Annotated in this window: 8 protein-coding genes; 1 reads left to right on the top strand and 7 read right to left on the bottom strand. The window is 51.2% G+C overall.

Going from position 1 to position 14,670, the window contains the following annotated elements; translation table 11 throughout:
* Positions 1-49: 49 nt before the first annotated feature.
* From IPM52_07645 to IPM52_07625, 5 genes are all read right to left on the bottom strand, one after another.
* Positions 50-3,520, bottom strand: coding sequence for a hypothetical protein (locus IPM52_07645; protein MBK9291483.1), 3,471 nt, complete (start codon positions 3,518-3,520; stop codon positions 50-52).
* 224 nt (positions 3,521-3,744) lie between these two features.
* On the bottom strand, positions 3,745-4,413 hold the full coding sequence (locus IPM52_07640; protein MBK9291482.1) for a hypothetical protein: 669 nt from the start codon (positions 4,411-4,413) through the stop codon (positions 3,745-3,747).
* A 60-nt stretch (positions 4,414-4,473) separates the two neighbouring features.
* Positions 4,474-9,000 carry a response regulator gene (locus tag IPM52_07635; protein MBK9291481.1) on the bottom strand — a complete coding sequence of 1,509 codons (4,527 nt, stop codon included), beginning with the start codon at positions 8,998-9,000 and terminating at the stop codon, positions 4,474-4,476.
* Positions 9,001-9,085: 85 nt separating this feature from the next.
* The gene (locus IPM52_07630) at positions 9,086-10,681 is read right to left on the bottom strand and encodes a YfcC family protein (protein ID MBK9291480.1); all 1,596 of its coding nucleotides are present in this window, start codon (positions 10,679-10,681) and stop codon (positions 9,086-9,088) included.
* A gap of 60 nt (positions 10,682-10,741) precedes the next feature.
* Positions 10,742-11,209 carry a GNAT family N-acetyltransferase gene (locus IPM52_07625; GenBank protein MBK9291479.1) on the bottom strand — a complete coding sequence of 156 codons (468 nt, stop codon included), beginning with the start codon at positions 11,207-11,209 and terminating at the stop codon, positions 10,742-10,744.
* A gap of 51 nt (positions 11,210-11,260) precedes the next feature.
* Here IPM52_07625 and IPM52_07620 point away from each other — a divergent pair, with 51 nt between their 5' ends.
* Positions 11,261-13,162 (top strand): class II glutamine amidotransferase, encoded by a 1,902-nt coding sequence (locus IPM52_07620; GenBank protein ID MBK9291478.1) that lies wholly within the window; start codon positions 11,261-11,263, stop codon positions 13,160-13,162.
* 11 nt (positions 13,163-13,173) lie between these two features.
* On the opposite strand, the gene IPM52_07615 is transcribed toward IPM52_07620, so the two are convergent.
* Together IPM52_07615 and IPM52_07610 are read right to left on the bottom strand one after the other, a co-directional pair.
* Positions 13,174-13,662 (bottom strand): DUF4199 domain-containing protein, encoded by a 489-nt coding sequence (locus IPM52_07615; GenBank protein ID MBK9291477.1) that lies wholly within the window; start codon positions 13,660-13,662, stop codon positions 13,174-13,176.
* A gap of 136 nt (positions 13,663-13,798) precedes the next feature.
* Positions 13,799-14,380, bottom strand: coding sequence for a hypothetical protein (locus tag IPM52_07610; GenBank protein ID MBK9291476.1), 582 nt, complete (start codon positions 14,378-14,380; stop codon positions 13,799-13,801).
* Between the last annotated feature and the right edge of the window lie 290 nt (positions 14,381-14,670).

Here is a 14,670-nt window from a genome sequence, read left to right as displayed (position 1 = left end):
AACCTTTCCGGCACAACGGGACTCTGCTCCTGGCCGGCTGGGGGTTCATTCAGCCTCCCAGCTTACCCATCAGCTGCTGAAGCTTGCGTGCATTTTCCGTAATGCTGGTTGTGCCGGTGAGTTCCTGAAGTTTTTTCATCGTGGTGAATGGATCACTTTGGTCGGTAGCAAATTTTTCCAGCACCTTTTGCACCTCCGACCAGTGTTCGAGAGCGGCCTGCCGGGCAGTGGGCGTAAGTCCGGTGCCTGGTGGGGGCGACTGCAGACGTTCGAACACCTTTGTTTTCAGGTCTTTACTCAGGCTGGCACATGCTTTTTTCATGTTGACGAATGCCGGATCAGGTCCACTCATGGCATTTTCTACCTTGGCGTAAATGGCTTTGCCGGCTTTCTGGAAGTCGGATGGGGTTACAGGTGGGTCGAGGGTAGAAAACGGCCCTTCCATTTTTTTCTTGAGCCAACTCACCGGAAACGATTCGCCGTGCACACTGGTGGTGATGTTCTGATCGGCCAGACGGGCGCTGCGTCCTGTGATAGCCTTGTAGCTGGCGTCGTATGCTTTTTGGGCCTCGTCCATAAACTGCGACATCGAAACGGGTTGTCCGTTTTTCATCACGCTGCGCTCGAACTTTGCCAGCAGACCAAGGTCGCGGTCGGCATTGATGCCGCGGCTTGAGGCATTGCGGAATTCCTGAAACCAGCTTGCCTCCACGTTGTATCCTTGCGCACGCAATTTGTTGATCATTTCGGCATCGGTGCGCGGATAGATGCTTCGCTGCAGCCTGTTTTCAAAAGTACGGTGATACGACGCCACTTCCCTAAGCTTTGAAAAGTCGCGCGTGGCACCTGTGCGGATCTGGTTTTCGATCATGTTGAGCTCATTTTTCATGAGGCGTTTGGCCAGGCTGCTGCTGTTGCAGGCTGCCACGGCTTCGTCGAGGGCCTTTCGTGCTTCGAGATAATTCTTGCCCCCGGAGGCTTTTGCCGCATTGAAAGCCCGGGCGCGTTCCTTGAATTGGTTCACCAAGGCCTGATTCCACTCTGTTTCCTGTGCCAGACGGTTGTTTTCGAGGATATTTTTGAAGGTGTTGATCTCGCTCCTGGCTACCTTGGGGTTCGTCAATTTGCCCAGTGCCCATCCTCCAGCTTTCATGACGCCCATCATGCTCAGGGTGATCGCACCCTGGTAGGCCATCGACTTAAGGGCAGCCTCAGGTCCCTTCTCAGCCGCCGTGCATGCGCCTTCGTAGGCCATCGAGAGCAGCAGTCCGGGCGCCATGCCGGTGAAGAGTGTGCCTACAAAAATGGCTTTGTCACAACCCGATTTGATTGTTTCGGCGTATGCCAGATGTCTTTCAATCGTCTCCAGGCGCTCGAACGATCTGGTTTGCTCAGCTTCCAGTTTTCGCTGCTCGCCCTGAGCGGTTGTTTTTGTGATGGCATGCAGCGAGTTGAGCGCCTGCTGTGCCTTTTCAAATCCACCTGGGTCAAAGATCCCTTTGATCACATTGTCGGCCATCTTTTCCCTGAATCTGGCAGCTTCCTGAGGATTGTATTTGTTCAATATATTGAGCATCCTGGCGTAGGAAGCCTGCATCTGGCTTGCCCTTTGAAAGTCTTCCCTCAGTTTACGCGAGGTCTCTGCCAAAACTACAGCCGCATGTTCGTCCCATGGGCCGCGTGTTTTGACGATTGTTCCGGTGCGGATCGAGGCGATGAGGTCTTTGCTGTCGTGTATGTTCTGAGCCATATGCAGAGCCAGCAGGCGAAGCTCTTCGCGTTGCTCGGGTGTTTTGGCCTGGGCCATCTCGCGCTTGTAGGCGTTCATCATTCTGATGGCCGAGTTGATGTTTTGTTCGTGCTCGGCTATGGCTTGATTTTGCTCCGGACTCAGGCGCGGGTCGGGGTTTGACGGAATGATAAAAGGTTCGTCGGCAACCGGCGTGTTTTGGACGTCGGTTGGCTGTACAGGACTTTTGTAGTTAAACACATCAATGCCTTTTGCCTCGAGCTTTCGCCTGAGGTCCATAGCTTCGCGGTAAATGGCTGTGGCCTCCGGCGAACTTCCGCCCATGGTTTCGACCAGCATGCGGTGCTCCTGACGCAATGCATGGTAACGGGCCACATCGGCAGCATCGCTGTCAACTGTGCCTCCTGGACCTCCGGCCTGTCCGCCTATGGAGGCAGTTGCCTGGAAGACTGCATAGGTGGCATTTTCGGCCATCCGGAGCTTTTCCTCATGTTCTGCAATCACCTCGGCTGCTGTGGGTACGGGCGTTGACGCCTCACTTTTTTTGACGATTCGGTCCACAGCCTGTTGCTGAGTTTCTGCAATCATTTGCTGGGTTTGCAGCATCAGGCTTGCTACGAGCAGTTCTTCTTCATCCTGCATGGCTTCGGCCACTTGCATCTGCGAGAGGGCAAAGTCGTATTCGTGTGCAGCTTGCATCATCAACTGCCTGTGAATGAGCGCCTGCAACAGTAGCTCGCTCTGGCCGCGAATAGCTTTTCTGGTTTTGGGCGATCCGACGGAAGCATGCGCAGCATATTGATTATAAACCGCCTGTTCTTCCTGCTCGTCGAATGGCCCCATGGCTTGCCTGAGCAAGGCAATCATGGCACTTACCTCGCCGCCCGGCCTGTCGCCACTCAGGGCATCGATCAGTTGTCCGGGATTGTGTGCCAGGCTGAGTGCCCAGCCGGCATCGGCTGCCACAGGCTGTGGCGTGCCCGACGGAAATACCACATAGGGCATCTCGTCTCCATCCGGCATTCCGGCGGCTTTTTCAGCAGCAACAGCATCAAATGCGGATCCGGAGACCGCTGTGCTGGTCATGCCTGAGATGGAAGTGCTTGCGCCAATGGTCTGTACATCCGTCTCCGATTTAACTTTTGTCTGTCCGGAAAGGGAAGCATCGCGTGCAGCTCGCGTGGTGCCGCTTTGATCAGTTTTGAGATCCTGGGCAAACACCGCATCCGCATTTTCTTTGCCTTTCGATGCAAGGGGCATGATGCTACCGTCGGCCAGGCCAAGCTGTCCGAGAAATTCGCGTGCCGGCTGCGGAAGCTCCGCTGTGCTTATATTTCCTTGAACATCAATCTGATACAAATGCTCGCCTGCTTTAACGTGCAAAAGCAGATGCCTTGCATCGGTTTCTTTGGATTTCACCAGCATCAGGTGGCAACCTTTTTGTCCCAGAATCTGGCAGGGGAATGTAGGTTTACGCATTTCGACCACCTCCTGATTGCGTGTCAATTCCTGAATTTTGCCCATGATCAGCTTGTTGAATGAAGCTGCGTCGGCACAATTATCGGGGCTTTTGAAAAGATTGACGGTTAATCCGGAGCTGTTGTGCTGAAAAGAAAAATGGGTTGGGCTCTCCTGTACGGCAGTCCACCCTGCCGGCAGGTCCACGGCATAAATTCCAAAATGTTTGGGCTGGGAAAAGAGCAGCCCGTTGCCTCCGAAAGCTGCAAGAAACAAAAAAGCAACCCAGAGACATGTGCCTGAAGTCTTCATGACAAAGAGGGTTTTTGGTGGCCTTAAAGTTAAGAAACAATTAACATTTTTGCCACTCATTTTCAATACGATAATGAGCCTGAACCTTAAAATTTGTCTTTCAGCGCAACTTGCAAAAAGGTGCAGGCAAATGCAGCATGAAACCGCACCGGTATCCCGATCGTAAATAAACTTTGCGTTGTGATATCAGCCTGAGGCCCTGCTATTCAGGTTGAGGGAGCAAATTAAAACCTTGCCGCATCCTTCACCTTGTTGACATTGGATTTCATGTAGCCGATGCGGTCGAAAACAGGCTTGTTGTAGATCCACATGATGGCCTGGTAGCGTGCGCCCTCGCTGTGCTCGCGCATGCCGATCTGAATCACTTTATCTTCGATTTCCCACTTGTACACCCATTTGTGGGTGCCTGGCTCGAAGTCCATCACATTGGGCATCTTGTATCTGAACTGCGGCTGGCCATAGCGGATGGCAATGACATCTTTCAGGTTGTTGAGCCACGAAACCATATCAAATTCGATAAAGGCTGCTGTTTGCCAGGCTGAGCCGAAAGTCACCAGATAGAGCTTGTCCTCGTGGAAGTGCGCCACGATGTCATAATTATGGTTGCCAACCCTGCGTTTATGCTCGGGCGCCCACACCGTTTCGCCAGACTTTGTTCCGCCGCTGAAACCTTCGGTGGCCAGCACTTCGTCCATTCGCATGCCAAACATCGCTCCGGCGTAGGCATAAAGTGAAGGATTGATCGCCGTATCCGCTTTTTCATGGATTACATGTGTATCCGTGCGTGCTTGCGGCAATGTATCTGTTTCTGGTTGTTTTCCTTTTTTTTGTTTGTCGGCACCACCGCAGGCCAGTAACAGGGATGCGAGGAAAAGAAGGAGCGCATTTCTCATTTCACAGGAGGTTATATGGTTGATAAACAGCTTTATCCTCCGAAAAAACTGAACTACATATCAGTTGTTTTCGCCATTCATTCGCTTGAGTTCCTCACTTACCTGTGTTTTGGCAGCTTCGAGTTCGGCTACAAGTGTTTCAGCCAGTTTTTTGCCCTGTGGGGTGGTGATGTCTTCCGTTTTTTCGGCACTGCCTGCAAGGGTGGCCAGATGTTCCAAACGGACCGAGAGGGCAGTTCCTTTGAGTTTGTGCACCAGCGACCGGAACTGGGCTGGATTGTTTTCGTCAATTGCAGCCCTGATGCTGAGGGCTGACTCCTGAAGATTCTCGGCAAGCACGGATAGAAACTCTTTCAGGAAATTCTCGTCCTGACCCAGGTCATTTTTAAGCATTTCGATCGAAAACCCATGTGGAGTTGGTTCTTCAGGGTGTATCAGGGTTGCTTCATTCACGTTTTCATCCTGTGCTTCCCGGGCAGGTATGAGCCATTGCGACAGTGCGTTGGCAAGTGTTTCTTCGACGATGGGTTTGGTCAGGTAGTCGTTCATACCCGATTCCAGGCAGCGCTCGCGTTCGCCTTTGATGTTGCCGGCTGTAATGGCAATGATAGGGATGCGGTCGCCTCCTTCGAGCTTCCTGATCTGGCGTGTGGCCTCATGACCGTTCATTTCGGGCATTTGTACGTCCATAAAGATCAGGTCGGGTAGTTTTTCGCGGCATAGGTTGAGGGCCACCAGGCCATTGCTGCATTCAATGATGTGCGATTGCGGGAGAAGTTTCCTGATGAGGGTTCTGGCCAACAGCATGTTCACCGGATTATCTTCCACAAGCATGATGGTAAACTTGCCGGCAAACTGGCGCTGGGGTGGAGCTGCTGCAACCGGCTTGGTTTTGATTGTACGCGCTTTGGCTAATGTTTCGCGCAGCTTTAGTTGTGTCACAGGCTTGGTCATGCGCAGATGCACCCCAAGTTGTTCGGCCTTGCCTGCCAGTACATTGTTGTCGAACGAGCTGTGCCAGAGGATGATCTTTGTTCTGTCGGGGCTATAATCCTTCAGTTTTGTGATCTGTCCGATCAGTTCCAGACCATCGGTGCCAGGCATGTGGTAGTCCACAAAGATCACATCATAGTCATTTGACAGGTTTAGCATTTTCAATGCCTCATTTGCACTGCGTGCTTCAATGGTTTCCACATCCATCGTAAGCAGCATTTTCGACAGGATGGCCCGGTTGTTGTCGTTGTCGTCCACCACAAGGGCTTTTCTGACCCATAGCAGATCGACGGGTGTGGGTTCCTGTTCATCTTCGCATTGCAGGGCGAGGTCGAAGAAAAAGGTGCTGCCTTTTCCTGGCTTACTGATCACCTGCAGGCGGCTGCCCATAAGCCCGAGCAGTTTGTTCGAAATGGCCAGGCCCAGCCCTGTGCCACCGAATCGCTTGGTGGTGGAGCTGTCCTCCTGTGTGAAAGCTTCGAAAATAAGTGAAACTTTTTCCGGCTTAATGCCAATACCGGTATCCCTTACCAAAAAGCGAATAATGGTTTTTTGGTCGGCAGCAGGGCCAATAGGTTCAATCTTCAGTTCTATCTCGCCTTCCTCCGTAAACTTAACGGCATTGCTCAAAAGATTGACAATCACCTGCTTAAGCCTGATGCTGTCGGTATAGATGAAGTGTGGAAGCTTGGGATGAAGGTTGAGGAGCACTTCGAGGCCCTTGCTTTGTGCCTGGAAGGTGATGATATCGAGGGTTTGGCTCGCCAATCCGGCCAGGTCGGTTTTTTCGTAATACAGCTCCAGTTTTCCTGCCTCGATTTTCGAAAAGTCGAGAATATCGTTGATGATGCTGAGCAAATTTTCGCCCGATTGGTGGATGATGCTCAGGTATTCGCGTTGCAATTCGGAAAGCTCGGTTTTGAGCAGCAGGTCGGTGAAACCTATCACCCCGTTGAGGGGGGTGCGGATTTCGTGGCTCATATTGGCCAGAAATTCCGATTTGGCTTTGCTGGCTTCTTCGAGCTGGGCGTTTTTAAGTTCAATCTCAGCTTTCTGAGCTTCAAGCTGTTGGGTGCGTTCGTACACTTTTTCCTCAAGCAGACGTTTTTGCGATTGCAAGGCTTTGGTTCGCCAGTAGAGGATAAGCCATCCCATGAGCAGAAATAGCAATCCGGAGGCAACCCAAAACCACCAATGCTGATAGAAGGCTTTTGCAACCTCAATCTGAACAACTAAAGGCTCTGTGTTCCATATGCCGCTGCTGTTGGCAGCTTTGATCAACAATTTATGTGATCCTGGCGGCAGGCGCAGGTATTTGATTTGTTTGTTGTCGGCGTCCAGATACACCCATTCGTCCTGCAAACCCTCAATTTTGTAGGCAAAGCGGTTCTTCTGGCTGTTGGTATAGTTCAAACCGGTAAACTGAATCAACAGCTCACGGTGTGCAAAAGGCAGTTTGATTACGTGGTTGTCGGGGTCGAATGCAACCTCACCTGCCAGTCCGATCGGTTTTCCATTAAGCAAAACTCTGGTTATCAGCACGCGAACAGGCAATCTGTTGATAATCACATTTTCGGGATTAAACCAGGCGATGCCCTGATTGCCGCCAAAGTAAAACATGCCCATGCTGCCTGCAAAAACCGACTCGTTGATAAACTCACCTGCTTTCACGCCTTCGGCTTCATCGAAAACATAGTATTCCGACAGCCTGCTGTCGAAACGGATAAGTTTATCATCCATGCTGACCCACAGATTTCCTGCCTTGTCCTGCAGCATGGAGGTGAAGATGCCGTCGAAGAAGATTTTGTCTTCGAAAGGATGTTTTAGCTGGGCTGTGGTGGTATCGTAATAAAGCAAGCCGTTGGAGGAGGTGCCTATCCACATGCGGCCGGCGGCATCTTCGAAAAAGAAGTTGATGTTTTCGGGGATGGGACTGAAGGGGAAGGGCCTTACGGTTTTGTTTTCTGGATTGTAAATATTGCCGCTTCTCAGCCAGATTTCGCCATTTCGCCTCTCGAAAATATTGGCTATCTTGTTGTTGTTGAGCATCAAGCCCGAGGCATCTGGTGTTTCGGTCAGGTAGGAAAACCGTTTGGTGAGTGGATCAAGGATGTTGACCCCTCCGCCCCATGTACCTATCCACAGGGTACCGTCGGATATTTCGCGCATGGTCACCACAAATGGGTTGTTCAGCCTTGTTCCGTCGGGTTCACCTGCGCCAAAGTGTTCGAACCGGATGCCGGTAGCAGTTTCAGTAAGCCTGTGGAGGCCGGCGTCGGTGCCCACCCACAGGTTGCCCCGGCTGTCGCGCATCACCGATCGTATGATGTTGCTTTTCAGGCTTCCCGGGTCGTTGGGGTTGTGCCTGAAGACCTGCATTTCCCCTGTTTCGGGGTTCCAAAGGTGCAATCCGTTGTTGGTTGCCAGCCAGATGCGGTCGGGGTGGTCTTCCCAAATGCTGTAAATAAGGTTGCCTTGCAGCCTGATGTTGGGGCCTGAGCGAAAAGTGAGCGAGCTAAACGATTCTTTGATCGGATCGTGCATGCTGATGCCCTGGTCGGTACCCACCCAGATGCGTCCTTCATTATCAAATACAACACTTTTTACATAGTTGTTCACAATGCTGAACTCATTGTTGGGGTCAGCATTGTGGTTGATAAAACTCAGGGTGGTCGCGTCGAGAACGGAAATGCCCAGGTCGTGGCCAATCCAGATGCGTCCGTCTGGCCCGGTTTTCATGTCTTTGATGTAATTGTTGGCGAGGCTGAAAGGGTTGTCCGGCTCGCTGGAAAGGTTGAGCAGCACATTGCCGTTGAGCGGGTCGAAAAGACTTATGCCGCCATCGTGACCAACCCAGATGCGCCCTCCGCTGTCCTGAACCACCCGCTTGGCATAAGGGCTGGGGAAGAGTGAAGCATCGTATGTTTCGAAACTTGCCTTTTCGGGTTGCTGCCAGTTGTTCACCCTGGCAAGTCCGGCATCACATGCCAGCCACATGTTGTTGGCACGGTCGATGAGTATGTGTTTGATATACTGTGTCTTAAGGGCGCTGTTGCCAGGGTGGTAATGCCAGGCATCACCCGTTTTGGGGTTCCAGCAAAACAGACCGTTGGTGCTTGCAATCCAGATGTTTCCGTTCGGATCGCGCAGCATGAAGTCAGGCTCGGCAGAGGAAAAACCCATTCCGGTAGTTTCCGGAAAAACGACGGGGCTGAACAGACCTTCCCTCGGGTGGAAAACTGCCAGTTTGCCTCGTTTGAGGCCTACGAGCAGGCCATCGGGCAGGTTGAGCACCGAAAGCACATCGTTGTCGGGCAGTGAGGTGGAATCGTCAGGATAGTTGCGGAATACTTCGAACCGGTAGCCGTCGAAACGGTTCAGGCCGTTTTCGGTGGCCACCCACAAAAATCCGGCCTGGTCGAAAACCATCTGCCGCACCAATGAGCGCGAAAGGCCCTGCCGGGTATTGAAGGTCTGAAACCTAAGCGCATGGTGCTGGTAATCAATCCGCTGGATGGGCTGAGAGAAAACTGTTTCTCCTGCCATTATCAGCGCCAGAAACATGAGGAATAACTGGTAGGCCTTTCTGTTCACTGCAGTTATGCCTTGGTGTGATGGTTTCGTTGTTAAAAACGTTGTAAATGTAACCAACAAAAAGTATTTTTTCAATACCAAATCCTCAAAAGCCCTTCAAACTCATAGTCACTGTGGGAATGAGCAACAGAAATCCAAGTACGACCAGTATCGCGATCAGCGGCCATACCCATTTTACCCATTTCTGATAGGGTATTCTGGCCACACCCAAAACTGCGATGAGTACTCCGCTCGTAGGGGTGATCATATTGGTAAAGCCGTCGCCAAACTGAAAAGCCATCACCGTGGCCTGGCGCGAAACGCCGATCAGATCGCTGAAAGGTGCCATGATAGGCATGGTGATGGCCGCTTTGGCCGAACCTGAGGGAATCACAATGTTGATGATGGTTTGTATCAGATACATGGTGCCAACCGAGGCAATCTGTCCAAAATTGTCCATCGATTTGCTCAGGCCGTAAAGGATGGTATCAATCACCCCGCCATCCTCGAGGATGACAATAATTCCGCCGGCCAGCCCAACCACTATGGCAGCCGAGAGGATATCCCTGACGCCATCCAGAAATGATGTAGCTATATTGTTGGCATCCAGTCCGATGGCGATGCCGCTGGCAATGCCAAGTCCCATGAATAGGGTGGCAATTTCCATCACATACCAGTCGTAGCCCATCACGCCGATAATGAGGAACAGGATGGTGTAGGTGAGCAGCAGCAGGATGAAATAGTGTACGGAGCGCCTGAGGCTAAAGAAACCGGCTGCAGCAAATATCAGTGCAAGAAGCGGTATGATCGGCAGGGTTGCGCCTGCTTCGCCAATGCTGAGCCTTGTCGAGGGATAAATCCACGCAAAAGCGCCAAGCACGACCAGAATGGCGCCAAACACCCACCAGGCCGGTTTGGGGGTATAATATTTTATTTCTTCCTGATTGATTTCGAGATGCTGGCGCCAATAGGCATCTTCTTCATATACAGGCGAAAGGGTGGGGTTGCGTTTTATTTTGGCGGCATACCTCAGGATGTACCAAAAGCCGACGGCATTGATAATTGCCCAGCAAACCAGGCGGTATTCAAGCCCTGAAAAAAGCGGGATTTCGGCCAGTCCCTGAGCAATGCCGATCGTAAACGGATTGAGTATTGCGCCGGCAAATCCAAGGTGAGCAGCCACATACACCAGCCCGACGCCTACGATGGAATCGTAGCCCATGGATATGGCCAACGGAATCAGGATGATGGCAAAGGCAATGGTTTCTTCGCTCATGCCGAAGATGGCGCCAAACATGCTGAACATGGTCATGATGAGCAGCATGATGATGTTGTTCACCCCCAGCCGGCGGACAATGCCATTGTGCTCGAGGCGTTGGGCAAAGCGGAGAAACGAAAAGATGCCCACATCGATGGCTTTGCTCAGGTTCATGATCCAGAAAGCCCCTCCGATCATCAGGATGAAGATGATGATGTTGCTTTGCTTGACAAATCCTTTAAAAAGTGCGGCAAATACCTGCCAGGTCTGAGGCTGGCTCTTGAAAGCCACATCGTCAGGCAGTTCGTGTTTATACCTGAATGTTAATGTGCCATCCACAGGCACGTATTTTCCTGGCGGGATGATCCAGGTGAGCACGGCCGCAAGCAGGATGATGGAAAAAACAATCACATAGGTGTGTGGAACCTTGGTTTTTCTGGCCATGGGCAGGGGATAACGGGGTTTCAGGCAAAAATAGCACTTTGCCCAAAGCCTGCAAGCTTTTCAGAAGGTGCGCATCCACTCAAAGACGCGATAATGCTCGCCGTTCATGCCCATGCGGCTGTACACATGCTGGGCATCGTGATTCTGGCTGTCCACATACAGCCGGATGCCGCCTACCTGTGGATCGGCTTCCGCCAGCGCACGCACATGCGCATACAAGGCCCTGTACACTCCCATCCTTCGATAGTCCGGGAGCACATATACCGATTGCAACCAATAAATGGTGCGGCACCGCCAGTCGCTCCATTCGTAGGTGATCATCAGCGAGCCGATAACCTGATGGCCGGTTAATGCCACAAAATACCTGCCTTTTTCCGGATGGTCGAAAACTGCTGTGATGCCTTGCCTGAGGATGTCGGCATCCAACTGAAGTCCTTCGGTTTCCAGCGCCATGGCAAGCTGGAAACGATGTATGGCGTCAATATCATCCCTTATTGCCTCACGGACAATGAGCTCCTGATTTTTCATTACTTTTGCGCTTTCTTTTACAAAACTAATCACTTTCGCCTCAGCCCAGTCATGAGCGATCAGATAAAACACGAGTGTGGCATTGCACTCATCCGCCTGCTGAAACCGCTCGAATACTACCTGGCCAACTACGGCACTTCTTTCTATGGCTTGCAGAAGCTCCACCTGCTGATGCAGAAGCAACACAACCGCGGCCAGGATGGTGCCGGAATTGCCGGTATTAAGTTCGACCTGCCTCCCGGCAATAAGTACATCGATCGCATCCGGTCGAATTCGGCTTCCCCGATAAGAGACATTTTCCAGCAGGTGTATGATCAGCTGCAGGAGATACGCGAAAAAACACCGGCCCGCCTGAACGACATCCAGTGGCTGAAACACAATGTGCCGTTTTCGGGCGAATTGTTCCTCGGGCACCTGCGCTATGGTACTTTCGGAGGCAACAACATTCAGAACCTGCATCCCCTCATCCGGCCAAACAACTGGATGACCCGCACCCTGGTGCTCGCCGGCAATTTTAATATGACCAATGTGGACGAGCTTTTCAACAAACTGGTCGAGCTTGGCCAATATCCGGTCGAAACATCCGATACCGTAACCATACTCGAAAAAATCGGGCACTGGCTCGACGAAGAAAACGAGCGCGTCTACCAGAAATACCGCTCGGCCGGCTTTGCCAAACGCGACATCTCGCCCATGATAGCAAAGCACATGGATGTGCGCTGGATACTCGAGGAAAGCAGCCAGCACTGGGACGGAGGCTATGTCATTACCGGTTTGATCGGCCATGGCGATGCTTTTGTGATGCGCGACCCCTCAGGCATCCGCCCCGCATTTTATTATGCGGATGATGAGGTGATTGTGGCTGCAAGCGAACGTCCTCCCATCCAGACGGCATTCAAGGTGTCGCACAACGACATCCGCGAGCTTAAGCCAGGCCATGCGCTCATCATCAAGCGCGATGGCAGCTGGATGGAACAGATGTTCAAACAGCCTACAGAAAAGCGGGCATGTTCTTTCGAGCGTATTTATTTTTCCAGGGGTACGGATGCGGATATCTACAAGGAAAGACGCAAACTGGGCGAGCTGCTGGTGCCACAGGTGTTGCAGGAGATCGACAATGACCTCGACAACACCGTGTTTTCGTATATCCCCAACACTGCCTCCGTGGCTTTCCGGGGAATGGTTACAGAACTCAACCGCCTCAGCCTGCAGCGCAAAAAAGAACGCATCCTGGGGTCGCTCGACAGCCTCACTCCAGAGCTCGTTGAAGAGATTTTTGCCAATGGGCTCAGGGTTGAAGACATAGCCGTAAAAGACGTCAAGCTGCGCACCTTCATCACTCAGGACAACCAACGCGACGACCTGGTAGCCCATGTGTACGATGTCACTTACGGCGTAGTGCGCCCTGGCCAGGATACCCTTGTCGTGCTCGACGACTCCATCGTGCGCGGAACTACCCTGCGCAACAGCATCATCCGGATCCTCGACCGACTCGGACCCAGGCATATTGTCATTGCCTCTTCAGCCCCGCAGATCCGGTACCCCGACTGTTACGGCATCGACATGGCCAAGCTCAGCGATTTTGTGGCTTTCCGGGCTGCCATCGAACTGCTCAAAGAAACCGGACAAGAGGGAATCATCAACGAAGTTTACCAGCTATGCAAGGCCCAGATGCAGCTTCCAAAAGAAGAAATGCAAAACCACGTGAAGCTGATTTATAAGCCGTTTACTGCCCGACAGATAAGCGCCAAGATTGCCCAGCTGGTCACCTCACCCAAAGTGAAAGCCAAAGTTTCGGTGGTGTTTCAGACCATTGAAAATCTGCACAAGGCCATGCCCAATCACACCGGCGACTGGTATTTTACCGGCGATTATCCCACACCAGGAGGCAACAAGGTGGTTTGCCGCTCCTTCATCAACTACATTGAGGGCAGGAACGAACGTGCCTACTAAGGCACAGAGATTTACTGGTTTTTTCCGGTCTTTCGCGTAAAAATTGCGACAATAGCTGTCGTAAAAATGCCCATTACGGGTGTGCCTACCAACACCTGTCCAATATAGGACCTGAGGTTGAAAAATGCGTCGGCCTCCTCCTGGCTCATCCTGCCTTCGGATACCGCAAAAGCAATCATGTTGCGAAAATACTCAGGGCTGATGACTTCACTTGTAAGGTATTGCAAGAGCGGTGAAAAGATTGTCACGATAGCAGTAATAATCAGCCCGCTGATGAATCCCTGGCTGTAGGTCATCTGACCATTGTATTTGTGCCTTCTTACATCGAGCAGGGCCAGCACATAAATTGTTATCGCCGGTATGGCGATTAAATTGGTAAATATCGCATGCCTGGCGATGTGTTTGTCGTGAAGGCCGGTGAGCCGCTCCAGCAACATCCAGGCCAACATCATGATCGCAAAATAGATCGCCCACCTGAACTCGATGTGAAATCTTTTCATAAAGCTTGTTTTTTAAACGATTCGCAATTACTGCTCAAATGTAAAGCAAAATGTGCGTGAAAATAAACTTCGCGTTTTTGCAAAAAAAAAGACCGCCACCCGGCAGTCTTTCTGTGTCCTTAAAGTATTGTCCGCATCAGGGTTTGTAGGGGAGTGAAGAATGATGCATTACGATGCGCAGCTTTCCATCCTCACCTTTTTTGAACACCCAGGTTTTGTCCACCATAGCTTCGTTTCCGTTTTTGTCGGTTACGTAAACGTTGCCTTGCGTGATCGCGATATTGCCATGAATCTGAATGCCTTCGTTGCCTTCGCCAATGTTGTCGTAGCGGGCACTAACCCAGGGTGTGAGGGCAAAACCTTTGTCCTCCGGAAAGTCGGGGTCGTTTCCGACAAAATAAGCCAAAGCGCCCTTCTTGGTTACCCTGAAAGTGTTTGGCCCGTATGCCAGCGTGGGTTTGAAAAATACTTTGCCATTGTCGTAGTCATATGCATCGGTGAGTACCTGATTGGCAAAGGCTGTGTAATCGCCTCCATTTTCATAAAGCTCACCAATTTTTACCAAAGCGTCGCACCATGCCTGCTGGGCTGCGTTGACTTCCTCGAATGTAATTGTCTGAACAGCAGTCTGCTGTGTTTCGTTTTTGGGTGGCTGTGTGCATGAGATGGCAAATGATGCCACCAGGAAAAGCATAAAAACAGTTAGGTTTCTCTTCATAATTCGAAAGTTTGTTGGCCTACTTTGTAAATCGGTGTTCGGCTTGTCCGATGGTTGTAAAGGTGGGTTGTTTAACCGGTTAATCCCAGTCCAAAGATAATGTAGGGATTTGTTTTGCAAAACCAGCACTTCTAAGGGGAAATCATAGGTTTATCAAATCATACAAGTTAATATACTGAATATCAATATAATAATATTTATTTGATATTAAAAGTGTTTCAAATTTTTAAGAGTCGTTTCAAAAAATTAAGTAATAATGAAGTGCATTTAGAAAGCTTGGGCATCAGGTG

The organism is Bacteroidota bacterium, assembly GCA_016715945.1.
In the GTDB taxonomy this organism is placed as follows: domain Bacteria; phylum Bacteroidota; class Bacteroidia; order Bacteroidales; family F082; genus JALNZU01.
This window is presented reverse-complemented; position numbering and strand designations above follow the sequence as displayed.

Bases quoted from the DNA above. Each gene is read 5' to 3' on its own strand.
- IPM52_07610 (MBK9291476.1), bottom strand. From the start codon at position 14,380: ATGAAGAGAAACCTAACTGTTTTTATGCTTTTCCTGGTGGCATCATTT.
- IPM52_07645 (MBK9291483.1), bottom strand. From the start codon at position 3,520: ATGAAGACTTCAGGCACATGTCTCTGGGTTGCTTTTTTGTTTCTTGCA.
- IPM52_07625 (MBK9291479.1), bottom strand. From the start codon at position 11,209: ATGAAAAATCAGGAGCTCATTGTCCGTGAGGCAATAAGGGATGATATT.
- IPM52_07640 (MBK9291482.1), bottom strand. From the start codon at position 4,413: ATGAGAAATGCGCTCCTTCTTTTCCTCGCATCCCTGTTACTGGCCTGC.
- IPM52_07630 (MBK9291480.1), bottom strand. From the start codon at position 10,681: ATGGCCAGAAAAACCAAGGTTCCACACACCTATGTGATTGTTTTTTCC.
- IPM52_07620 (MBK9291478.1), top strand. From the start codon at position 11,261: ATGAGCGATCAGATAAAACACGAGTGTGGCATTGCACTCATCCGCCTG.
- IPM52_07615 (MBK9291477.1), bottom strand. From the start codon at position 13,662: ATGAAAAGATTTCACATCGAGTTCAGGTGGGCGATCTATTTTGCGATC.